Origin of the sequence: Bacillus sp. BML-BC051 (assembly GCF_019656175.1) — a bacterium.
GTDB lineage: Bacteria > Bacillota > Bacilli > Bacillales > Bacillaceae_G > Bacillus_A > Bacillus_A mobilis.
Map to the genome: position 1 here is coordinate 22,654 of NZ_BPLI01000014.1, position 19,437 is coordinate 42,090.

A 19,437-nucleotide genomic window follows, 5' to 3' on the forward strand; every position below is an offset into this window, starting at 1 on the left:
AGGAAAAATAAAAATAGGATCTGCTTATGTATAGAATTTTGCATAATATCCACTCCTTTTTTAGGTAGTATGTCCAAAAGAAAGGAGTGTATGAAAAATGTTAGGGGGAGAATGATGAACAAAAGAAAATGGTTATATAGAATAGGGATATTTTTATTTTCAATCGGTCTCATTTTAGCAAATTTTTATTCAGATATACCATCACCATTTCCTAATTTGCATAAAGGAATTGGTATAAGTGTTGTCATAGTTGGTCTTCTTTGTCTTATCGCATCAAACTTCTACAGAAAGTCTGAATGAATATTAAAAAGGACAGTTACTCTTTTTCAGAAGTACTGTCCTTTTTAAATAATGTATTCCACAGTTTGGCGATACTCCATATAATGACGATTGTAATGGAGGCAATAACTGACCAAACAATAGATGCAATTTCAAGTGCCATGTTAGGAAGAAATGTAAGAATGGATACGACTCTATGAAACAACCATTCTATTATATGAAAACTGATTTGTAGTAGAATGACGATCCCGAGTGTAATCCATGCTAGCATTTGTTTTCCTTTTTCTTTCCACATGACATTCACCTCACGTTAGCTTAATAGTTTTAAGCCAACAGCGCCGCATAGAATGCAGCTTAAGAAGGCAAGACGACGCCAATCCGCTGATTCACGGAAAATGAGAATACCTAGAAGTGCACTTCCGGCAGTTCCGATTCCAGTCCAAATCGCGTAAGCAGTTCCCATCGGTAATGTATCCATCGCAAGAGATAAGAAGAAGAAGCTTACGCCGAAGTTAGCGATTAAAATAACTTTTGGTGCCCAGCCTTTCTTTTCAGTGGCTACTTTCATAAAGAGTACACCAATAATTTCACAAATACCAGCTAGAATTAAAAATAACCAAGCCATTTTATGCGGCCTCCTTCGCTTCTTTTTCTTCTGTTACTCGTTTTAAACCAATTACACCGAAGAAGATTAAGCCGATTAATAAAACCTTTACAATAGAGAAAGGTTCTCCGAAGATGAAAATCTCTGTCAGAACAATCCCACCAGCTCCGATTCCTGTAAAGACGGCGTATACAGTGCCGACAGGTAAATCTTTATAAGCTCTAAATAATAAAACGAAACTAATTGTAATTAATAACGCAACACCAGCCCATTCAAGTGGTGCCTCCGCTTTTTTAAGTCCAATGACCCAAAAGATTTCAATAATACCAGCTATGATTACATAAATCCATGCCATATGTCATTTCTCCTTCCTACCAGTCGTTAGGTAAAGGGCTTAAAAACGACGCATTGCAAAGTAGCAATCCGTCAGTTTGAAAGGCCTCGCCAAAATACTTGCCAAGAGGCGTTTAAACGAGTCTCAAAGCGATTTAAACCCGCAAATAGTAGCTCAACCATAAGTCCGTCTAGTAAGCATAGAAAAGCTTCTAGAGCGTCTTCTACTTCAATGTTATGCAGTTCACTTTGCTCGTTTGCCCGTTTAAATATAGGGAATAAAAGTTTTCCGACGTTCTCAATGTGTGTATTCGCTTTTTCGATAATTTGTTCGCGAAATGCATCGGGCGGAAAATAAGAAGTTCGTAACCAAAACATTGATTCTTCGCTTTCACCAAATCGTTTTGCGTAGCCCTTTAGTAACTGTAAGAGCGATTCTTCAGTAGACGAATTTGAAAAATTTTCGATATCGTCTGTGAAGCTCTGTAAATCTTTTTGAAGAGCGGATTCTAAGCATATAAAATATAGCTCTTCTTTTCCTTTAAAGTGTGCGTAAATGGATGGTTTTTTAATCCCAACTTCTTGAGCAATATTTGCTAATGAAGTTCCTTCGTAGCCGTAGCGTGCGAAATGAGAAAGTGCTACAGCTTTAATGCGGTTTGCTGTCATTTTCATCCCCTACCTACCGTTCGTTAGGTTTATTATATGAGATGGAAAATATAAAGTCAATAGGGGAAGAGCTGAAAAAGAGCGCAATAGGTAACGCTCTTTTTAGACAGTATCTCGCTCAATTAAATGGAATGAAAGCTCTTTTGCGTTCCCGATAATTTGCTCGCTCTGGATTTGTTTATGGAATAAAGAAAAAGCATGTGAGCCCATTGCGAGACCAGGATGCTCAATAGTTGAAATTTCTAACGCCTTTGAAATTTCATGATTATCAAATCCAAGGATTGCAAGGTCTTTAGGGACTCGAATGCCATGTTTTCGCGCCTCTGTTAATAAACCAGCTGCAACTTGATCGTTCGCTGTAAAAATAGCGGATGGACGATTTTTCATGTTTAAAATACGATGGAGTATTTGTGCACCGTCTTGCATGGTATAGCATTGATGAAAAATCCAATCAGGATGTGCCGTTTTACCTGCGTTACGAAGTGTATCTGCGAATGCTTTTTCACGCTCTATAGAATTTGCACTCGTTTTTCTTGCTAAACAGATTCCGATTTTCTCATGGCCTTTACTAAGTAAATAGGCAGTACCGAGACGGAAGCCTTCGTAATGATCTACATAGATAGATGAAATGAGGGAGTGGTTCATTTTTTCGCATGAAATAATAGGTGCAAATTTGGCGAAAGGTTCAATTTGTTCCCAAGAACTCGTTCGAGAGCAAATAATCATCCCGTCGAATTGTTTCATTTTCATCATTTCAAGAACACGAATTTCTTCAATACTATCGTAATTTGTTTGACATAAATTAATGTGATATCCAGCTGCCAACGCTTCGTTTCCGATTCCTTCAATAATGGTACTGAAGTATGGAAGGTTAATGAAAGGAAGCATAACACCGATCGTATATGTTTTTCCCTTTATTAAATGAATAGCATTTATATTCTTTGCATAGTTCAATTCTTCAACAGCATCTAGAACACGCTTACGCTTTTCTTCTTTTACGTAAGGGTGATTATTAAGAACGCGGGAAACAGTTGATATGGATACACCAGCAGTTTTTGCAATTTGTTTTATATTGGCCATATGTATCACCTCTTCCACTTATTATAAAGGGAAAATAATAAGAATGAAAAAATCTTGACCTGAAAAGCTTTTCACAAACTATGTTATAAACATGACTTCTGTTATGCGCGTAACCTTTTTATTTGGGCGTGAGAATGATGGGGGTCTTTTTTTGCGTCTATAAAAGAGTTTTTGTCAAAATGTGTGAGAATAACGTGGAAAGTTTTCAAAGGGGAGTTTGTTAATGAAGCGAATATGAATAGCATATAAAGTGAAACTTTAATGAGTCGGGCATTAACGCTTTATTCATAAAGAGAGCGGTAAGAAAGGGCGGAAACAAATTGAAAAAAAGAATTATTTGTTTCGTGTTTTCTAGTCTAGTGCTTAGTTCGTGTTCGTTTCAGCAAACGATGCAAGAAGAAAAACACTTTGTGGGAACAACAGGAGGAACTATGGATCGTGTTACGGATCCAATTCCGCTGAAGGAGCTTCCAAAATATTTTCCAGTGAAATTTAAAGTTCCGTCGTTTTTACCGTATGACATTACGAGTGATGTGAAGGGGGAAGTCAGAACGATTGGAAAGAAGAAGGCTGTTGTCATGATTAAATATAAACAGCGGGAGCCGGGGAGAAATGAGTATATTGAGTTAAATATTGCAAACTTTCCTTATAGTTTTCCAGATGTCGTGGAAGAGAAGCGATTTCAAGAACAAATGAAATTGAATAATGGGGCACTCGCTTATTTTAAAAATAAGGATGATTCCGAGCGAGGGGATGAATTTGCTACGCTTATCTGGAAAGAGAAAGGACTTGAATATCAGCTGCTGTACCGGAATGCACAAGAGAATGACAAAGATGTGATTAAACAAAATTTATTATACATTGCGAATAATATGGAATGAAAAAACTAGCTGAATCATTCAGCTAGTTTTTGTATGTTATTATTTCTTTTTAATTTTTCCAGTCCACGTTTTGAATCCACCTTGTAATTGGTAGAAATCTTTGTAGCCTTGTTTCTTTAAGTATTGAGCCGCACGACCAGTACGGAATCCGCTTTGGCAGTATAAGTAAACTGGTTGATCTTTACGAAGTTCTTTATGACGAAGGCGAATTTGTGATAACGGAATGTTACGTGCGCCTAAAATATGCCCTGCAGTATATTCGTCTGCTTCGCGAATATCGATAAGCTGTGCTTTACGGTAGCCAGCGCGAAACTCTTCTTCTGAAAGTGTTTTAATTAATTTTCTCTGATAGAAATACATCCATACAGTGTAGCCGATGAACGCTACGATTACGGCTAATAAAATAATCCAAGTTGTTGACACGGTTCTATCGCTCCCTTTTTTCTTATCCTACTTTCAATATTATAATGCCCGTATGTATTTATGCAACAGATTCATTTGCATATAAGAAGAAATTTCGTATTCTTTCACAAATTTTGTCGAATTTGGTAGACTAGAGAATGTGAAAAATAATTGGTTATATGAGGTGCAGGATGGGAAAAGAAAAATGGTGTTATATTAACTCTGGTCAATGTTCACCGGCATTTAATATGGCGTTAGATGAATGTTTATTAAATTGGCAAAGTGAAAAGAAAATGCCACCAACCATTCGTTTTTATGAATGGGAAGTACCAACATTAACAGTTGGGTATTTCCAGCGTGTTGAAAAAGATATTAATATGGATGTAGTTAACGAAAAGAAATACGGATTCGTTCGTCGTCAAACAGGCGGCAGGGGTGTGCTACATGATAAAGAATTAACGTACAGTGTTATTGTGTCTGAAGATCATCCAAATATGCCAAAAACAGTTACAGAAGCGTATCGTATTATTTCGCAAGGTTTACTAGACGGTTTTAAAGCATTAGGATTAGAAGCTTATTATGCAGTTCCAAAAACAGAAGCAGACCGTGAAAATTTAAAAAATCCACGTTCAGGCGTATGTTTTGATGCGCCATCTTGGTATGAAATTGTAGTAGAAGGAAGAAAAATCGCAGGTAGTGCTCAAACACGTCAAAAAGGTGTAATTTTACAGCACGGATCGATTCCGTTAGAAATAGATTTAGATGAGTTATATGACCTGTTTTTATTCCCGAATGAACGTGTAAAAGAGCGTATGAAGAGTATGTTCTCTTCTAAAGCAGTAGCAATTAATGAATTAACAGACCGTACGTTTACAATCGATCAGTTAATTAAAGCGTTTGAGTTTGGGTTTGAAAAAGGATTAGATGTAGAACTTGTTCCGTATGAATTAACAGAAGAACAATTACATGAAGTGCAAACATTAGCAAAAGAGAAGTATGAAAGTAAGGAATGGAACTATAAAAAATAAGAGGCGGCAATTGCCACCTCTTATTTTTTTATAGTAAATTAAGTACTTTTTCTACTTTGATTCCTTTATCTTGTAAAGAACGAAGGCGATTTACAACGTCCATAATTTCTTTGTCAAATGTAACGCTAATACCTTGGCTTTGTAGTTCTTTTTTTAATCCTTCAATAGAATCATCTATGTCGATGCCAAGCTCGTAATCTTGACAAACTTCAATTGTCTTTTTCACGAGTTTCACATAATTTTCTTGTAGTTTTGTATTTGTTTCAGTCAAAGCAGGTTGCTTCGGTTTTGCAGGCGCGACCGGTGCTGTCTCTTGCTTTGTAACTGGAGTAGGTGCTGCCTTTTTCACAGGTGCTGGAGTAGATAATTCCACAGCAGCTTCTACACTTACTGGCTTCGGCGTTGGTACCGGAGTAGGTTTAGGTGCTGCAGGTGTTTCTACTCGCGTAACAGGTTTTGGAGCCGGTGTAACTGCTTTTGGAGCTTCTACAACTACTTCTTTTTTCGGAGTAGATTCTACAACAGTTTCTTCTTGCTCAGCAGCTTCTTTATTCTCTTTGCTCCACATAACGCGTTCAACTTCTAGAGAAACATTGTTTTTGTTCATCGCTGTTAATGTAACTTTACCAACTTCAGCGTTCCCAGTGAAATCAACAATTTTATAAATAACACTCTTGTTCCAATCCACGTTTCCGCTCAAAAATAATTCTTCGTTACATTTCGGCGTTAAGCCCTCGATTTTAATTTCTGCGTTTACACCGTTTTCACTATATACCATAATTAGCGAAGCATTTACATCTTCGTCTGCTAACATTAGTTCACGTACCATTTTGCCGGTGCGTACTTGCGTTTTCTTCTTAACTGACATCTAATTTCTCCTCTCAAAAATTCAGTAATAATAAAAAAATCGTATAACGAAAAATAATTGCTCACGAAGATTTATGATACCGATAATAAAAGCATCACGTCAACAATTAACTTTAATTATTTTGCATTTTTCTTATTTTCTTTATGAAATTTTTCAATTTGTAAAATTAGACAGAAGAAAAACAGCCTTTTGAAAGACTGTTAAAAATTTGATTTTTTATATAGTAATTTATATAAAACAAAAAATAAGATAGCGATTAAGGCGTTTTGCCAAAATGTTAAATGATAAATGAGATAAGGTTGTTTTTTAAAATAAACATGTAAAAATACAGATGCGCAAAATGGAGTAGCGAACGTAAATCCAAATAGAATTCTTCTTTTCCAAGTCGTTTTTTGATCAAAAGAGTAACGCTTTAAAAAATACAAAATAAGCAGTATTCCTAGAATAATGAGTGAAACAGACAAAATAGTTCCAGGGACACTAAAAGCTGGAGTGAAGTGTTCCGTATTCTTTCCAAAAGTTAAAATGAAAAATGAAACAATTGCATCGATTCCAAACTGTATAGCAAGAAGTAAACTAATAGCAAAACCGATTAGAGAAGTTTTTTCTAACTTTGTTTGGGTTGGTAAAGCTGATATAAGTTCATCGCAATAAGATTGTAAATCATCTCCAAAGATGTCATAAGCATTTTTATTTTCGGCTTGTGCTTCGATGAGATGATCTAATATTTCTAGTAACAGTTCCTCCATTTGTTGCTCGGGTACGTTTGATATTCGAAGATATACTAACATATCACCATAAGCAGCTTCATTTTCAGGTGTTAATAACTTTCTTTTTTCATTGTTCAACTTAACCATTTCTTTTTCAGTCATCATATCGTCACTCCTTTTGAAAGGCTAAATATTCTTTTTTGAAGAAGATTTTGTATAGTGTATAGCAAGAGATAGCTAGTAAAGCGCCGATCCAAGGTGAGATTTGTAATGTAGTATAGGGCTGTTTAATAAATAAAAAGGAAATGCCAATTAATAGTATCCATAGGCTATGGCGTATTAAGAACCATCCAATATGCCTCCAAATAGTTGTTTTATTTTTAAATAAATCAGTGTTTATAAAATCGAAAACAAAACGTATCATAAGATGTACGGACAAGATAAATGCAAGCAGATAAATGAAATCAATGTGTACAAATTTAAAACGTGCTTCATTTGAAAACAAGGGAAATACCAATGCAATTACGGAAGAAACAGCAAAATATATTGCTAACAGGTAACTAGTTATAAATAAAGGAATCGATAATTGTTCCCATAAACTTTGTTTCGGTAGGGCAGCAATTAGTTCGTCACAGTATGCCTGTAAGTCGTCGCCAAAAATATCATAAGCACTTTTTTCTTCTTGTTGTGCTTCAATAAGGTGATCGAGAATTTCGATTAGCAGTTCTTCCGCGTGGTATTCTGGTACTTTAGCTAAGCGAATGTATATTAACATGTCACTATAGGCGGTTTCATTCTCTGTAGTTAATAATTTACGCTTTTCGTTATTTAGTTCGATTAAATCTTTCGCCTGCATCCCTATCACTCCCCTTGTAATAAATTGTTCACCGTAGTTGAAACCATTCCCCAGCTTTGTTTAAATTCCTCAAGCTGTTCTAATCCTTTATCGGTTACGTGATAATATTTACGTTTTGGGCCGAGTGAGGATGCTTTTAATGTTCCTTCAATCAATTTTTCTTTTTGCATGCGTAACAATAACGGATAGATGCTTCCTTCGCTTACGAATGTAAATCCGTGTTTATTTAATTTTGTACTCAGTTCATATCCGTACACTTCTTCTTGTGAAATGATGTATAGGATGCATCCTTCGAGTACACCTTTTAACATTTGGCTGTGCATGATTTCACCACCTTTTACTCAGGTAACTTGCTGTGCAAGGTAGCTGTTATCCAAATTATAACATTCAGTAACTTGCTTTGCAAGTTACTGAAGTGGAAAACTTTAATGTGTGTTTATTTTTCGATGCGTCCCATACTAACGAGAGGAGGGAAGCGTATGAAACCATTTATGCCAAAAATCGTTTACTTTGAACCGAAGGCACTTGAATATCCACTTGGAAAAGAGTTGTATGAGAAATTTACGAAGATGGGATTAGAAATTCGTGAAACGACATCCCATAATCAAATTAGAAATTTACCAGGTGAAAATGATTTGCAAAAGTACCGTAATGCAAAGGCAACGCTTGTTGTTGGGGTAAGGAAGACATTAAAGTTTGATACGTCAAAACCGTCAGCTGAATATGCAATCCCGCTCGCAACAGGGTGTATGGGGCATTGTCATTATTGTTATTTGCAAACGACACTTGGGAGTAAGCCTTACGTTCGCGTGTACGTTAATCTGGATGAAATATTTGAGAAGGCACAGCAATATATGGATGAAAGAGCTCCTGAAATAACAAGATTCGAAGCGGCTTGTACATCAGATATCGTTGGAATTGATCATTTAACACATGCATTAAAGCGAGCAATTGAATTCATTGGAGAAAGTGAGTATGGGCGTTTACGATTCGTTACGAAATATTCGCACGTTAATCATTTGTTAGATGCAAAACACAACGGGAAAACTCGTTTCAGGTTTAGTATTAATTCACGATATGTGATTAAAAATTTTGAGCCAGGGACATCACCGTTTGAAGAACGAATTGAAGCAGCTCGTAAAGTAGCAGGCGCGGGTTATCCACTTGGGTTTATTGTTGCGCCACTTTATATGCATGAAGGATGGGAAGAAGGATACCGTGAATTATTTGAGCGACTGTACAATGCGCTGAAAGATTTGTCGATACCGAATTTAACGTTTGAATTAATTCAACATCGCTTTACAAAACCGGCAAAAAAGGTCATTCAAGAGCGTTATCCGAATACGAAACTTGAAATGGATGAAGAGAAGCGTAAATATAAATGGGGACGATACGGAATCGGGAAATACGTATATAAAAAAGATGATGCGGAAGTATTAGAAGAAACAATAAGAGGTTATATACATGAGTTTTTTCCTGATGCAGAAATACAATACTTTACTTAAGAAGAGTCTGTATACAAATACAGATTCTTTTTTGTTTTATATATTTAGGCTTGTTTTCAACTTGTCACGTTATTCTTTCTGGTGTATCATTTTATTGATTGCTTCGTACGGAATGAGCAAAATGAAATTGGATGGAGGAAACCGATGCCTACCCCTAGTATGGAAGATTATATTGAACAAATTTATTTGTTGATTGATGAAAAGGGTTATGCCCGCGTATCTGATATTGCTGAAGCGCTGAGTGTACATCCATCCTCTGTAACAAAAATGGTGCAAAAATTAGACAAAGATGAATATCTAATTTATGAAAAATATAGAGGGCTTGTATTAACATCAAAAGGTAAAAAAATCGGTGAACGTCTCGTATACCGTCATGACTTGCTAGAGCAATTTATGCGTATTATCGGTTTGGATGAAAGTAAAATTTACAATGATGTAGAAGGAATTGAACATCATTTAAGCTGGGAAGCAATTGACCGCATTGGTGATTTAGTGCAATACTTTGAACAAGATGAGGTTCGAGTGGAAACACTTCGTGGCGTTCAAAAAGCAAATGAAGAGAAAAGTAATTAAGGGGAACGTATGTCGTTTCCTTTTTTATTTCAATCGAAAAGGATGGGAGAATTATGAAAGCAATTATTTTTGATTTTGATGGATTAATTGTGGACACCGAAACAATATGGTTTCACTCTTTCAGAGAAGCCGTTCGTGAGTATGGCGGGGAGTTACCTTTAGAGGAATTTGCAAAATGTATTGGAACGACAGATGATGTACTATATGCATATTTAAATGAGCAACTAAAAGAGAAGTTTAACAAGCATGTATTAAAAGAAAAAGTGAAAACTTTACATAAAGAGAAAATGAAAATAACAGAAGCTCGTGACGGTGTAAAAGAATATTTAGAGGAAGCGAAAGAAATGGGATTGAAAATCGCATTAGCCTCTAGTTCATCTAGAGAATGGATTATTCCTTTTTTGGAAGAGCTACAAATTCGAGATTATTTTGAAGTCATTAAAACGAGAGAAGATGTTGAAAAGGTAAAACCAGATCCAGCACTTTATCGAATTGCGATAGAAGATTTAGGGGTTGATCCGTCTGAAGCTGTTGTATTTGAAGACTCGTTAAATGGATTGAAAGCAGCGATTGCAGCAGGATTAAAGTGTGTCGTTGTACCTAATGATGTGACACGGAACTTACCCTTTGAAAATCATCACCTTCGAATTGAAAGTATGAAAGATAAAAGTTTGAAAGAAGTGCTTCAAAGTATAAAAAAAGACCGTATTTCCTAAAAGGAAGCACGGTCTTTCTTTTTTGTTTTTTTACCTTCAATGACAGTTAAATGAGATTGTTTTCTTTTACGCTTCAAAGTGGAAGGAGTGCCTTTTTTCCCTTTGTCATTAGAAGCGTTTGATTTAAAGAAAGAATTGCTTAGGGGTGCTACATTTTGTTTCCCATGTTTGCGGTTCGATTGTTTTGCAGCACGCTTATAAGAGCTTTGCGAATTTGCGGAACCACTAGAGTTTGTAAACATTTTGTAGAGTAAATAAAAGATACCAACGACAGCCAACATGATACCAATATTTCTTAACACTCCCATTGGGTCTGTAATGACAGATGAAACAAGGCCGAATATTGCTAATCCGATAATAAGCACAAATATAGCGAAAGTAAACGAACGACCGTTCATAAGGAACACCTCCTAAAAACATATATTAAAAATAGTATATTAACGATGAGGAAAGGAGTTGAACACCATTTTTAAATAATTATTGTTTGTTTTCTAAACGTAATAATTCTTCAAACGATGCAATGGCTACTTCGACTTGATCATCTGTTGGTTCTTTCGTTGTTAACAGTTGCAGCCATAATCCGGGATATCCAAGTATACGTAATACTGGAATATCGCGTAATCGATTTGTAAACTGTAACACTTCGAAAGAAATGCCGAGAACGACTGGAATTAATAAAATTCGGTTTACGACCCTGGCCCAAAGTGGATCTGTAGGGACAAGGAAATAAACAAACATTCCAATAATGACTGTAAATATAATAAAGCTACTGCCACAGCGATAATGAAGGCGAGTTTGTTTTTGTACATTTTCTACAGTCATTGGAAGGTTATTCTCATAGGCATTAATTACTTTATGCTCCGCACCATGGTACTGAAATACCCGCTTAATAAGTGGGGTTAAAGAAATAAAGTATATATAGCTCAATAATAACATGAGCTTAATGACACTTTCGACAATGATTTGCCCTGTATGAGAGGGGAAAATCGGTCTCGTTAATTCAGCTAGTAGTGCAGGAACTGCTGTGAAAATGACTTTACCAAATATGAAAGATAAAACACCAACTGCTGCAACTCCTAATACCATCGTTAATTTCGATTGTTCTTCTTTGTTATTTGCGATTTGTTCGTCTTCTTCTGGGTGGACATCAAATCGTTCTGAAGCAAAGTTTAAATGTTTTGCTCCGTTCGCACTTGCATCCACAATAGCGGCAATACCTCGTAAAAATGGGATTTTTTTCAGGATAGATAATGCTTTATTACGAACGCGTGGTAATCGATAAAATTCAATCGATTTATCTTTACGACGAACCGCTGTAACAGTATATTCTCTACCGCCAAACATAACTCCTTCTATGACTGCTTGCCCGCCATATATTTGTTTTGACTCTTCTGCCATGTTAACACCAACCTGTATTTGTTTCTCTCTTATGTAGAAAAAGAGGCAATTGTCATACTGGGTTCTGTCATTTTGAAATAAGACAATCACCGAGTTTCCTTTATTTTATCGACAAATACAAGTATATGACAAGGAAAAATGTTATGAGAGTCGGACATTTCTTATTCTTTTTATAGACAAATTTCGCAGTATTTAAACATGGTTCAAAATAGTTTCGGGCATACTATTGAGCGGAGGTGTCGATGTGAGTCAAGAACAATTAGGAACAAGGAATTTTGTACAAATTGGTTTATTTGGTGGAGTCTTTTGGGGAGGGATATGGTATTTCCTTCATATATTTTCATTTACGGAAGCGGGACCGAACTATTTACTTTTACCATTTGCCTTTGGAAGCTGGAAAGAAGGGGTATGGGGCAATGTGTCAGGAATTGTTTGTATGGGACTACTTTCGATTGTAATTGCCTTTTTGTATAAAGCGTTTTTAGCAAAGTTTGAAGGAATTCTTCCAGGGATGATTTATGGTCTATTTTGGTGGGCGTTACTATTTTTCGGAATGGGGTTAATAGCGCCTGCTATTAAAAGCGCACTTCATTTACCGAAAGAAACAATTGTGACGACGATATGCATTTTTATATTGTATGGTGTGTTTATAGCATATTCTGTTTCCTACGCAGTAAATACCAATAAAGCTGAGCGAGAAGGGGAAGAGAAGACGAACTATTCAAATAAGTAACTCCTATGTTAAAATGTTGTATAGATATTTAATATTAAGGAGTTTTAAGCATATGAAAAAGGTACTCCTCGTAAACGGTCCTAACCTAAATCGCCTCGGTGTCAGGGAGGTAAATGTATATGGAAAGGGCACGCTAGCGACACTTGAAGCAGATATGAAGCAAGAAGCAGAAACAATGGGAGTGGAGTTAGAATGTTTCCAATCGAATCATGAAGGTGCGATTATTGATCGTATTCATGAGGCGGAAGATATATATGAAGGGATCATTTTAAATCCTGGAGCATTTACGCATTATAGCTATGCGATTCGAGATGCAATTGCGAGCATTTCGATTCCTGTTATTGAAGTACATATTTCTAACATTCACCAGCGTGAGTCGTTCCGTCATGAATCTGTGACGGCAGCTGTTTGTGCAGGACAAATTGTTGGATTTGGTTTTTATGGCTATAAGTTAGCGTTATTTGCATTAATGGAGAAATTGAGGGAGGCATAAAGTAATGGAGAAAATCGAAAGATTAAGAAGTGCATTTGATGAGGCTGGTATTGACGGTATTTTGTTAACAAATGAACATAGTCGTAGATATATGGCTAACTTCACAGGAACAGCTGGTGTTGTACTGATTTCGAAAAATCGTGCTCAATTTATCACAGATTTCCGGTATGTAGAGCAAGCTAGTAAACAAGCAGTTGGATACGAGATTGTACAGCATGCAGGATTAATCATTGATGAAGTTGCAAAGCAAGTGAAGGAACTAGGAATTCAAAAGCTTGGCTTTGAGCAAGATACTCTTACATATAGTTCTTATTCAGCGCATAAAGAAGCGATCGAGGCTGAATTTATCCCAACTTCTGGGCTTGTAGAAAAGTTACGCTTGATAAAGACTGATTCAGAGATTAAGATATTAAAGGAAGCTGCACAGATTGCAGATGCTGCCTTTGAACATATTCTATCATTCATTCGCCCGGGAGTATCTGAAATTGAAGTGTCAAATGAACTTGAATTTTTCATGAGAAAACAAGGAGCAACATCTTCTTCGTTTGATATTATCGTTGCTTCAGGTCTTCGTTCGGCATTACCGCACGGCGTGGCATCTGAAAAAGTGATAGAAACAGGAGATTTCGTTACATTAGACTTCGGCGCTTATTACAAAGGATATTGCTCTGATATTACTCGTACGATTGCAGTTGGTGAACCATCTGATAAATTGAAAGAAATTTATAATATCGTTTTAGAAGCACAACTACGTGGTGTGAACGGTATTAAAGCTGGTTTAACAGGCCGTGAAGCGGATGCGTTAACGCGCGATTACATAACGGAAAAAGGATACGGTGAATACTTCGGACACTCTACTGGTCATGGAATCGGTCTTGAAATCCATGAAGCACCAGGTTTAGCGTTCCGTTCTGATACAGTTCTTGAACCAGGTATGGCTGTAACAGTAGAACCAGGTATTTATATTCCAGGTATTGGCGGCGTACGTATTGAAGATGATATCATTGTAACAAGTGAAGGTAATGAAGTAATTACGAAATCACCAAAAGAACTTATTATTTTGTAATATACAGGAGGATTTTTTTACATGATTTCAGTAAACGATTTTCGTACAGGTTTAACAATTTCAGTGGATAATGCCCTTTGGCAAGTAATGGATTTCCAACACGTAAAGCCAGGTAAAGGTGCTGCATTCGTTCGTTCTAAACTACGTAACCTTCGCACAGGATCTGTTCAAGAGAAAACATTCCGTGCAGGTGAAAAAGTAGAAAAAGCACACATCGAAAACCGTCGTATGCAATACTTATACGCGAGCGGCGAGTCTCACGTATTTATGGATAACGGAACTTATGAGCAAATCGAACTTGGTGAAAAACAAATCGAGCGCGAACTTAAATTCCTAAAAGAAAACATGGAAGTATCTATTATGACATACCAAGATGAAGTACTTGGTGTTGAACTTCCAAACACAGTTGAATTACAAGTTACAGAAACAGAGCCAGGTATTAAAGGAGATACAGCTTCTAACGTAACAAAACCAGCTACATTAGAAACTGGTCTTGTTGTACAAGTACCAATCTTCATTAACGAAGGCGAAATGCTTATCATCAACACTGGTGAAGGTAAATACGTTTCTCGTGCATAGTAAAAAAGCACTCGTGATTATCACGAGTGCTTTTTTTATAGGAAATAGGGCAGATAATAAATCGCCGTTATAACAAAACTAACTAAGACAAGTGAAAGAGTACCCATAATGTATGGGGTCAAAACAATTTGAAATGGTCTTATCTCGCCAGTCTCAACGCCAGTCAGTGTTTTACTGATTGCATGATCTGTAATGTTGTTTCTATGATTACTCATAATAATTAGCCAAGTAATTGCAAATATCGCTAAACTACCAAGGAAAAAGGTCTCCATAAATGACCAACTGACCAATAATGAAAAAAGATAAATAAGAGCTAATTCTACTACGACTGTTAAACTAATTTTTACTACCTTCATATTTTTCCTTCTCCTTTTGTAGGTCTAGCCAATTTAGAAATTTTTCACGTGGCACGACATGTAGTACACAAGAAGATTGTACTTCATTCTCTAAGGCAGAATGTTCACCGGGGAATCTATCTTCCACATGCAATGAAATATAAGGCAGTTTTTCTTGTGCTTTTAACGAGCGGACATTATTCATTTTAGCGCCAGCAAATACGTAGGAAAGTTGTAAGTCCAAAAAAGCAATTCTAAAGATTTCTTTTTTAGCAGCCTCATTATATCCTTTTCCCCAGTATGGATAGCCGAGCCAACTACCAATGTGAGATTGTTTCTTCTCATAATTAATATGTTTAAGTGTGGTGAGACCAATTATTTCGTTTTCTTCATTTACAATCATTCTCGATAAAGATCTTTTTTGGCGCTCTTCTTCTATTGCGAAAAGAAGAAATGCTTTCGTATCTTCGATCTTTTCTACTTTTATTCCTAATGCATTTTTTACGCGTGAATCACTTGATAGCTTAAAAATCACATTTGCATAGCGTAAATCGAGTGGTACTAAAGTAACGTGTTGCATCGTCTATACCCCTTTTTAATTAAATGTACCATAATATACCATTAAATAATACGAATGTTCAGATTGTATAAAAGCGTTAGATAAAAATTATGTTTTTACTTCTGAAATAGACAACCTCTGCATATGGTTGTACAAATATATTCTTTTTTAGCATACGCACTAGTAACCGTTATGGGAGAAGGTGGGAGAATGAAACAGTGGCTAGCGGCAATGGAAACATCTGTGCTTGTAATGGGGCTACTTCGGTTGTTTTCAGGTAGCGCGGAAATATTCGCCGCTTTGCTTATGCTCTATGTGAATGATGCGAAGAAGGCATTGTTTATAAATGGTATGTTGGCGTTTGTTGGACCGACCGTATTAATTTTAACAATGACAATAGGCATAGCGAGTGTGGCAAGTGAGATTTCTTTCTTGAAACTCTTTTTTCTAGCGCTTGGAATTGGCTGCATTTTTATCGCGTTGTTGAAATAGTAAGTCGAGTATAGTGGGGAGAAGCTGATGAAAGAAGTATTAGAAGTTTTACCGAAAACGATGAAGCAGTTAGTGGAAAGTTGTAAGCAGTACGATGCTCTAGAGGAAATCCGTGTCCGAATTGGAAGACCGCTAGAGTGTATTGCTCATGGTGAAGTGTTTTTTTATGACTATGTCGTTACAGCAGAGGATGCTATTTACTTATTGAACAAGTTAAGTCAATTCTCAATTTATACGATGGAAGAGGAATTAAAACGTGGGTATGTGACACTACGAGGAGGACATAGAATCGGCTTAGCTGGAAAAGTTATTACAGAAAAAAGCGCAGTGAAAATGATTCGAGATGTCTCTTCCTTTAATATTCGTATCGCTCGTCAAAAAATAGGAATTGCTGAACCACTTTTGCCGTATTTGTATGAATCACGATGGTTAAACACGATGGTTATTGGTCCGCCGCAAACAGGGAAAACAACACTTTTAAGAGATGTAGCACGCTGTATGAGTCAAGGGGTAAGTGCTTCGAACATTCCTTCTTGTAAAGTCGGGATTGTAGATGAACGGTCAGAAATTGCAGGCTGCGTGAAAGGCATCCCGCAATATGACTTTGGCACAAGAGTAGATGTGTTAGACGCATGTCCAAAAGCTGAAGGAATGATGATGATGATCCGTTCTATGAGTCCAGATATTTTGATTGTAGATGAAATCGGACGTAAAGAAGATAGTGAGGCAATTATGGAGGCGGTGCATGCAGGGGTTCAGCTTTTTATAAGTGCACATGGATTTTCTTATGATGATGTTGTGAAACGCCCGTCGCTAAAGGTGGTGCTGGAGCTCGGCATATTTGATAGGTTTGTGGAGCTATCAAAAGCGAGAGGGCCAGGAACAGTTATGCAAGTGAAAGATAAATATGGAAAATCGGTATTACCTCATAGAAAGGCTGAGGGCGTATGGTAAAAATATTTGGTGCAGTGTTAATCGTTGCGGTCAGCACCTTTTTCGGATTTTCATACGCAAAAAAATATAGCGAGAGGCCGCGGCAACTTAGATTATTAAAAGCGGCACTTCAATCATTAGAGGCAGAAATTATGTATGGGCATACACCTTTGTCTGAAGCCGCCGAGCGATTAGTGAAACAAATGCCGAAGCCGTTAAATTGGATATTTCAAAGTTTCGCTAGAAGGCTAGAAAGCGGAGAACAAACAGTAAGAGAAGCTTGGATAGATAGTTTGAAAGAAAATTGGAAGCTAACAGCATTTCAACAAACTGAGTACGAGATTTTGCAGCAATTTGGCGAAACGCTCGGACAACATGATCGTGAATCGCAACAAAAACATATTCGCTTATGCATTACACATTTAGAGAGAGAAGAAGAAGAAGCGAAAGCGTTACAATTGCAATATGAAAAAATGATTAAGAGCTTAGGGGTACTAGCAGGGCTACTTATCGTAATTTTACTGCTATAGGAGGGAGAAAGGCGATGTCCATTGATGTTGGATTAATATTTCAAATCGCCGGAATCGGCATTGTTTTAGCTTTTATTCATACCGTACTAAAAGAATTAAAGCGAGAGGATATTGCAAATTGGGTTATCCTTGTCGGTTTTGTCGTTATTTTATTTCATGTGGCATTTTTAATTAATACGCTATTCGACAAGATTAAGAGTGTCTTTCTCTTCCAGTAAAGGAGGCGGTTCGAATCGAAATTATACAAATTGTCGGATTAGGCCTCGTTGCTACGTTTTTAGCGGCTGTATTAAATCAGCATAAATCTAGCATTACGTCGTTATTTATTGTGTTCGTAGGTAGCGTGATGTTTCTTATTTTAATTGATCAAATTCACTCTATTTTACAAATGATTGAGAGAGTAGCGAGTGAAGCGAAAGTTAGCAACGTATATGTAGAAACGTTGCTAAAAATTATTGGGATTGCTTATATTGCTGAGTTTGGAGCACAAATTACAAAAGATGCAGGGCAGGGTGCAATCGCTTCAAAAATTGAATTAGCTGGAAAAATCTTAATTTTAGTAATGGCGATCCCCATTTTGACAGTTGTAATTGAAACTATTCTCGGATTTTTACCGACGGGATAAGGGGGAGTGAATGTTGAGGGGGTTTGGAGCTAAGCTGCTATTTGCTTGCTTCCTTTTCTTTTCTTTACCGGTTGTTGTACAAGCTTCTCCTGTAGAAACAAACGTCGTTGATCAACAATTGGATAAGCTCGGAATTGAAGATGTGAAGCAATTTTGGGACGGGCTTGTTACAAAATATGGAGGTTATTTACCAGAGAGTCAAAAAGGTAGCTTTATGGAGTTTGTAAAGGGAGAAAAAGAAATTTCTATAAAAGAGTGGATGCTAGGTTTATTAAAGTATTTATTTCACGAGCTTGTTGCAAATGGGAAGCTACTTGGAACGCTCATTATGCTTACAATTTTTAGTGCATTGTTGCAATCACTGCAATCTGCATTTTCAAAGAGCAGTGTAAGTAAAATTGCGGATGCTGTTGTATATATGGTACTTATTATTTTCGCTTTAAATAGTTTTTATGTCGTCATGACATATGCAAGAGAAACGATACAAACAATGGTAGATTTCATATTAGCGCTATTGCCAATCTTGCTTGCACTCATAGCAACTGGAGGTGGTGTTGTATCTGTATCGTTTTTTCATCCGATTATTATCTTTTTAATGAACACGAGCGGGCTTTTGATGAATTATATCGTTCTACCACTTTTATTACTTGCAACGATATTAAGTATTGTAAGTACGATGAGTGATCAATATAAAGTTACGAAATTGTCCAAGCTTTTGCAAAACGTTAGCGTTGGGATTATCGGTATTTTTTTAACGATTTTTTTAGGGGTATTATCTGTACAAGGAACAGCGACAGCTGTTGCTGATGGAATCGCTGTGAAAACTGCTAAATTTGTAACAGGGAACTTTATTCCCGTAGTAGGAAGAATGTTCACAGAGGCGGCGGATACTGTTATTAGTGCATCGGGATTATTAAAAAACACAGTCGGAATTATCGGGCTCGTCATTCTATGCTTAATTGTTGCTTTTCCAGCGATTCAAATTTTTTGTATCGCGTTTATTTATAAATTCGCAGCAGCAGTATTACAGCCAGTTGGCAGCGGAGCAATTATTCAATGTTTAGATATTATCGGGCGAAGCATCATTTATGTATTTGCTTGCTTAGCTATCGTATCATTTATGTTCTTTTTAAGTATCACAATTATTATTGCTGCGGGGAACATTACACTTATGATGCGGTAGGAGGTGA

The 19,437-nt window shown here is 36.7% G+C and carries 30 protein-coding genes; 16 read left to right on the forward strand and 14 right to left on the reverse strand.

All coding sequences use genetic code 11. The features are described from left to right. Positions 1–114 precede the first annotated feature (114 nt). Positions 115–300, forward strand: coding sequence for a hypothetical protein (locus K5S59_RS06020; RefSeq protein WP_001042427.1), 186 nt, complete (start codon positions 115–117; stop codon positions 298–300). A gap of 16 nt (positions 301–316) precedes the next feature. On the opposite strand, the gene K5S59_RS06025 is transcribed toward K5S59_RS06020, so the two are convergent. The 5 genes from K5S59_RS06025 to K5S59_RS06045 form a co-directional block, all read right to left on the reverse strand. Beyond that, the gene (locus K5S59_RS06025; protein WP_000265394.1) at positions 317–574 is read right to left on the reverse strand and encodes a DUF3975 family protein; all 258 of its coding nucleotides are present in this window, start codon (positions 572–574) and stop codon (positions 317–319) included. A 15-nt stretch (positions 575–589) separates the two neighbouring features. Then, on the reverse strand, positions 590–904 hold the full coding sequence (locus K5S59_RS06030) for a DMT family transporter (RefSeq protein WP_000312377.1): 315 nt from the start codon (positions 902–904) through the stop codon (positions 590–592). A gap of 1 nt (position 905) precedes the next feature. Continuing rightward, positions 906–1,238, reverse strand: a complete 333-nt coding sequence (locus tag K5S59_RS06035) for a DMT family transporter (RefSeq protein WP_000312339.1) — start codon at positions 1,236–1,238, stop codon at positions 906–908. A 71-nt stretch (positions 1,239–1,309) separates the two neighbouring features. Continuing rightward, entirely contained in the window at positions 1,310–1,891 is a 582-nt protein-coding gene (locus K5S59_RS06040; RefSeq protein ID WP_002073006.1) for a TetR/AcrR family transcriptional regulator, read from the reverse strand. 96 nt (positions 1,892–1,987) lie between these two features. Further along, on the reverse strand, positions 1,988–2,965 hold the full coding sequence (locus tag K5S59_RS06045) for a LacI family DNA-binding transcriptional regulator (RefSeq protein ID WP_120450866.1): 978 nt from the start codon (positions 2,963–2,965) through the stop codon (positions 1,988–1,990). A 344-nt stretch (positions 2,966–3,309) separates the two neighbouring features. On the opposite strand from K5S59_RS06045, the gene K5S59_RS06050 reads away from it, so the two are divergent. Then, complete coding sequence (locus K5S59_RS06050; protein ID WP_120451110.1) at positions 3,310–3,846, forward strand: DNA polymerase III subunit delta; 537 nt, start codon at positions 3,310–3,312, stop codon at positions 3,844–3,846. A gap of 39 nt (positions 3,847–3,885) precedes the next feature. Here K5S59_RS06050 and K5S59_RS06055 read toward each other — a convergent pair whose 3' ends face one another. After that, a complete protein-coding gene (locus K5S59_RS06055; RefSeq protein WP_000108656.1) occupies positions 3,886–4,269 on the reverse strand; it encodes a rhodanese-like domain-containing protein in 384 nt (127 codons plus the stop codon). 170 nt (positions 4,270–4,439) lie between these two features. On the opposite strand from K5S59_RS06055, the gene K5S59_RS06060 reads away from it, so the two are divergent. Continuing rightward, the gene (locus K5S59_RS06060; protein WP_120450865.1) at positions 4,440–5,276 is read left to right on the forward strand and encodes a lipoate--protein ligase family protein; all 837 of its coding nucleotides are present in this window, start codon (positions 4,440–4,442) and stop codon (positions 5,274–5,276) included. Between the two features lie 28 nt (positions 5,277–5,304). Here K5S59_RS06060 and K5S59_RS06065 read toward each other — a convergent pair whose 3' ends face one another. The 4 genes from K5S59_RS06065 to K5S59_RS06080 form a co-directional block, all read right to left on the reverse strand. Then, positions 5,305–6,144: a hypothetical protein gene (locus K5S59_RS06065; RefSeq protein WP_120450864.1), complete on the reverse strand. Its 840-nt coding sequence runs from the start codon at positions 6,142–6,144 to the stop codon at positions 5,305–5,307. Positions 6,145–6,344: 200 nt separating this feature from the next. Further along, a complete protein-coding gene (locus K5S59_RS06070) occupies positions 6,345–7,016 on the reverse strand; it encodes a DUF1048 domain-containing protein (protein WP_097843931.1) in 672 nt (223 codons plus the stop codon). A 7-nt stretch (positions 7,017–7,023) separates the two neighbouring features. Beyond that, on the reverse strand, positions 7,024–7,710 hold the full coding sequence (locus tag K5S59_RS06075) for a DUF1129 domain-containing protein (RefSeq protein ID WP_001148040.1): 687 nt from the start codon (positions 7,708–7,710) through the stop codon (positions 7,024–7,026). Between the two features lie 5 nt (positions 7,711–7,715). After that, on the reverse strand, positions 7,716–8,033 hold the full coding sequence (locus K5S59_RS06080; protein ID WP_000556083.1) for a PadR family transcriptional regulator: 318 nt from the start codon (positions 8,031–8,033) through the stop codon (positions 7,716–7,718). Between the two features lie 156 nt (positions 8,034–8,189). Between K5S59_RS06080 and splB the strand changes: the two genes are divergently transcribed. The 3 genes from splB (at position 8,190) to K5S59_RS06095 (ending at position 10,504) form a co-directional block, all read left to right on the forward strand. Next, positions 8,190–9,215: a spore photoproduct lyase gene (gene splB / locus K5S59_RS06085; RefSeq protein ID WP_368858747.1), complete on the forward strand. Its 1,026-nt coding sequence runs from the start codon at positions 8,190–8,192 to the stop codon at positions 9,213–9,215. 144 nt (positions 9,216–9,359) lie between these two features. Beyond that, positions 9,360–9,788 carry a transcriptional regulator MntR gene (gene mntR, locus K5S59_RS06090; RefSeq protein WP_001143071.1) on the forward strand — a complete coding sequence of 143 codons (429 nt, stop codon included), beginning with the start codon at positions 9,360–9,362 and terminating at the stop codon, positions 9,786–9,788. Between the two features lie 53 nt (positions 9,789–9,841). After that, entirely contained in the window at positions 9,842–10,504 is a 663-nt protein-coding gene (locus K5S59_RS06095; RefSeq protein ID WP_120450863.1) for an HAD family hydrolase, read from the forward strand. On the opposite strand, the gene K5S59_RS06100 is transcribed toward K5S59_RS06095, so the two are convergent. After that, positions 10,501–10,902, reverse strand: a complete 402-nt coding sequence (locus tag K5S59_RS06100; RefSeq protein ID WP_001014445.1) for an SA1362 family protein — start codon at positions 10,900–10,902, stop codon at positions 10,501–10,503. The two genes, K5S59_RS06095 and K5S59_RS06100, sit on opposite strands and share 4 nt — an antisense overlap. A gap of 79 nt (positions 10,903–10,981) precedes the next feature. Beyond that, complete coding sequence (locus tag K5S59_RS06105; protein ID WP_000807116.1) at positions 10,982–11,902, reverse strand: DUF1385 domain-containing protein; 921 nt, start codon at positions 11,900–11,902, stop codon at positions 10,982–10,984. A gap of 244 nt (positions 11,903–12,146) precedes the next feature. Here K5S59_RS06105 and K5S59_RS06110 point away from each other — a divergent pair, with 244 nt between their 5' ends. The 4 genes from K5S59_RS06110 to efp are packed head-to-tail and all read left to right on the forward strand — an operon-like array spanning position 12,147 to position 14,773. Then, positions 12,147–12,635: a YqhR family membrane protein gene (locus K5S59_RS06110; RefSeq protein WP_000076901.1), complete on the forward strand. Its 489-nt coding sequence runs from the start codon at positions 12,147–12,149 to the stop codon at positions 12,633–12,635. A 52-nt stretch (positions 12,636–12,687) separates the two neighbouring features. Then, the gene (gene aroQ, locus K5S59_RS06115) at positions 12,688–13,128 is read left to right on the forward strand and encodes a type II 3-dehydroquinate dehydratase (RefSeq protein WP_000757087.1); all 441 of its coding nucleotides are present in this window, start codon (positions 12,688–12,690) and stop codon (positions 13,126–13,128) included. Between the two features lie 4 nt (positions 13,129–13,132). Continuing rightward, positions 13,133–14,194: a Xaa-Pro dipeptidase gene (pepQ, locus tag K5S59_RS06120; RefSeq protein WP_097843928.1), complete on the forward strand. Its 1,062-nt coding sequence runs from the start codon at positions 13,133–13,135 to the stop codon at positions 14,192–14,194. 21 nt (positions 14,195–14,215) lie between these two features. Then, positions 14,216–14,773, forward strand: coding sequence for an elongation factor P (efp, locus tag K5S59_RS06125; RefSeq protein ID WP_000626520.1), 558 nt, complete (start codon positions 14,216–14,218; stop codon positions 14,771–14,773). A 35-nt stretch (positions 14,774–14,808) separates the two neighbouring features. Here the strand turns inward: efp and K5S59_RS06130 are convergent, their stop codons facing one another. Both K5S59_RS06130 and K5S59_RS06135 read right to left on the reverse strand, forming a co-directional pair. Further along, entirely contained in the window at positions 14,809–15,129 is a 321-nt protein-coding gene (locus tag K5S59_RS06130) for a hypothetical protein (RefSeq protein ID WP_097843927.1), read from the reverse strand. Then, positions 15,110–15,688, reverse strand: a complete 579-nt coding sequence (locus K5S59_RS06135) for a GNAT family N-acetyltransferase (protein WP_120450862.1) — start codon at positions 15,686–15,688, stop codon at positions 15,110–15,112. The genes K5S59_RS06130 and K5S59_RS06135 overlap by 20 nt, the downstream gene beginning before the upstream one ends. Positions 15,689–15,877: 189 nt before the next feature. Between K5S59_RS06135 and K5S59_RS06140 the strand changes: the two genes are divergently transcribed. The 6 genes from K5S59_RS06140 to spoIIIAE are packed head-to-tail and all read left to right on the forward strand — an operon-like array spanning position 15,878 to position 19,430. Further along, positions 15,878–16,159 (forward strand): YqhV family protein, encoded by a 282-nt coding sequence (locus K5S59_RS06140; RefSeq protein ID WP_000816054.1) that lies wholly within the window; start codon positions 15,878–15,880, stop codon positions 16,157–16,159. 27 nt (positions 16,160–16,186) lie between these two features. Then, the gene (gene spoIIIAA, locus K5S59_RS06145) at positions 16,187–17,113 is read left to right on the forward strand and encodes a stage III sporulation protein AA (protein ID WP_120450861.1); all 927 of its coding nucleotides are present in this window, start codon (positions 16,187–16,189) and stop codon (positions 17,111–17,113) included. Further along, positions 17,107–17,622, forward strand: a complete 516-nt coding sequence (gene spoIIIAB / locus K5S59_RS06150) for a stage III sporulation protein SpoIIIAB (RefSeq protein WP_000238690.1) — start codon at positions 17,107–17,109, stop codon at positions 17,620–17,622. The genes spoIIIAA and spoIIIAB overlap by 7 nt, the downstream gene beginning before the upstream one ends. Positions 17,623–17,636: 14 nt before the next feature. After that, the gene (gene spoIIIAC, locus K5S59_RS06155; RefSeq protein WP_000020914.1) at positions 17,637–17,840 is read left to right on the forward strand and encodes a stage III sporulation protein AC; all 204 of its coding nucleotides are present in this window, start codon (positions 17,637–17,639) and stop codon (positions 17,838–17,840) included. Between the two features lie 23 nt (positions 17,841–17,863). Beyond that, complete coding sequence (spoIIIAD, locus tag K5S59_RS06160; RefSeq protein ID WP_077393170.1) at positions 17,864–18,247, forward strand: stage III sporulation protein AD; 384 nt, start codon at positions 17,864–17,866, stop codon at positions 18,245–18,247. 10 nt (positions 18,248–18,257) lie between these two features. Further along, positions 18,258–19,430, forward strand: coding sequence for a stage III sporulation protein AE (spoIIIAE, locus tag K5S59_RS06165; protein WP_000943696.1), 1,173 nt, complete (start codon positions 18,258–18,260; stop codon positions 19,428–19,430). Positions 19,431–19,437 lie beyond the last annotated feature (7 nt).

Coding starts and splice junctions, on each gene's coding strand:
- efp (WP_000626520.1), top strand. CDS start 14,216: ATGATTTCAGTAAACGATTTTCGTACAGGTTTAACAATTTCAGTGGAT.
- splB (WP_368858747.1), top strand. CDS start 8,190: ATGAAACCATTTATGCCAAAAATCGTTTACTTTGAACCGAAGGCACTT.
- K5S59_RS06045 (WP_120450866.1), bottom strand. CDS start 2,965: ATGGCCAATATAAAACAAATTGCAAAAACTGCTGGTGTATCCATATCA.
- K5S59_RS06040 (WP_002073006.1), bottom strand. CDS start 1,891: ATGAAAATGACAGCAAACCGCATTAAAGCTGTAGCACTTTCTCATTTC.
- K5S59_RS06065 (WP_120450864.1), bottom strand. CDS start 6,144: ATGTCAGTTAAGAAGAAAACGCAAGTACGCACCGGCAAAATGGTACGT.
- mntR (WP_001143071.1), top strand. CDS start 9,360: ATGCCTACCCCTAGTATGGAAGATTATATTGAACAAATTTATTTGTTG.
- K5S59_RS06025 (WP_000265394.1), bottom strand. CDS start 574: ATGTGGAAAGAAAAAGGAAAACAAATGCTAGCATGGATTACACTCGGG.
- aroQ (WP_000757087.1), top strand. CDS start 12,688: ATGAAAAAGGTACTCCTCGTAAACGGTCCTAACCTAAATCGCCTCGGT.
- K5S59_RS06070 (WP_097843931.1), bottom strand. CDS start 7,016: ATGACTGAAAAAGAAATGGTTAAGTTGAACAATGAAAAAAGAAAGTTA.
- K5S59_RS06030 (WP_000312377.1), bottom strand. CDS start 904: ATGGCTTGGTTATTTTTAATTCTAGCTGGTATTTGTGAAATTATTGGT.
- K5S59_RS06105 (WP_000807116.1), bottom strand. CDS start 11,902: ATGGCAGAAGAGTCAAAACAAATATATGGCGGGCAAGCAGTCATAGAA.
- K5S59_RS06080 (WP_000556083.1), bottom strand. CDS start 8,033: ATGCACAGCCAAATGTTAAAAGGTGTACTCGAAGGATGCATCCTATAC.
- K5S59_RS06135 (WP_120450862.1), bottom strand. CDS start 15,688: ATGCAACACGTTACTTTAGTACCACTCGATTTACGCTATGCAAATGTG.
- spoIIIAB (WP_000238690.1), top strand. CDS start 17,107: ATGGTAAAAATATTTGGTGCAGTGTTAATCGTTGCGGTCAGCACCTTT.
- K5S59_RS06035 (WP_000312339.1), bottom strand. CDS start 1,238: ATGGCATGGATTTATGTAATCATAGCTGGTATTATTGAAATCTTTTGG.
- K5S59_RS06060 (WP_120450865.1), top strand. CDS start 4,440: ATGGGAAAAGAAAAATGGTGTTATATTAACTCTGGTCAATGTTCACCG.
- K5S59_RS06095 (WP_120450863.1), top strand. CDS start 9,842: ATGAAAGCAATTATTTTTGATTTTGATGGATTAATTGTGGACACCGAA.
- K5S59_RS06100 (WP_001014445.1), bottom strand. CDS start 10,902: ATGAACGGTCGTTCGTTTACTTTCGCTATATTTGTGCTTATTATCGGA.
- K5S59_RS06140 (WP_000816054.1), top strand. CDS start 15,878: ATGAAACAGTGGCTAGCGGCAATGGAAACATCTGTGCTTGTAATGGGG.
- K5S59_RS06130 (WP_097843927.1), bottom strand. CDS start 15,129: ATGAAGGTAGTAAAAATTAGTTTAACAGTCGTAGTAGAATTAGCTCTT.
- K5S59_RS06075 (WP_001148040.1), bottom strand. CDS start 7,710: ATGCAGGCGAAAGATTTAATCGAACTAAATAACGAAAAGCGTAAATTA.
- spoIIIAA (WP_120450861.1), top strand. CDS start 16,187: ATGAAAGAAGTATTAGAAGTTTTACCGAAAACGATGAAGCAGTTAGTG.
- pepQ (WP_097843928.1), top strand. CDS start 13,133: ATGGAGAAAATCGAAAGATTAAGAAGTGCATTTGATGAGGCTGGTATT.
- spoIIIAC (WP_000020914.1), top strand. CDS start 17,637: ATGTCCATTGATGTTGGATTAATATTTCAAATCGCCGGAATCGGCATT.
- K5S59_RS06020 (WP_001042427.1), top strand. CDS start 115: ATGAACAAAAGAAAATGGTTATATAGAATAGGGATATTTTTATTTTCA.
- spoIIIAE (WP_000943696.1), top strand. CDS start 18,258: ATGTTGAGGGGGTTTGGAGCTAAGCTGCTATTTGCTTGCTTCCTTTTC.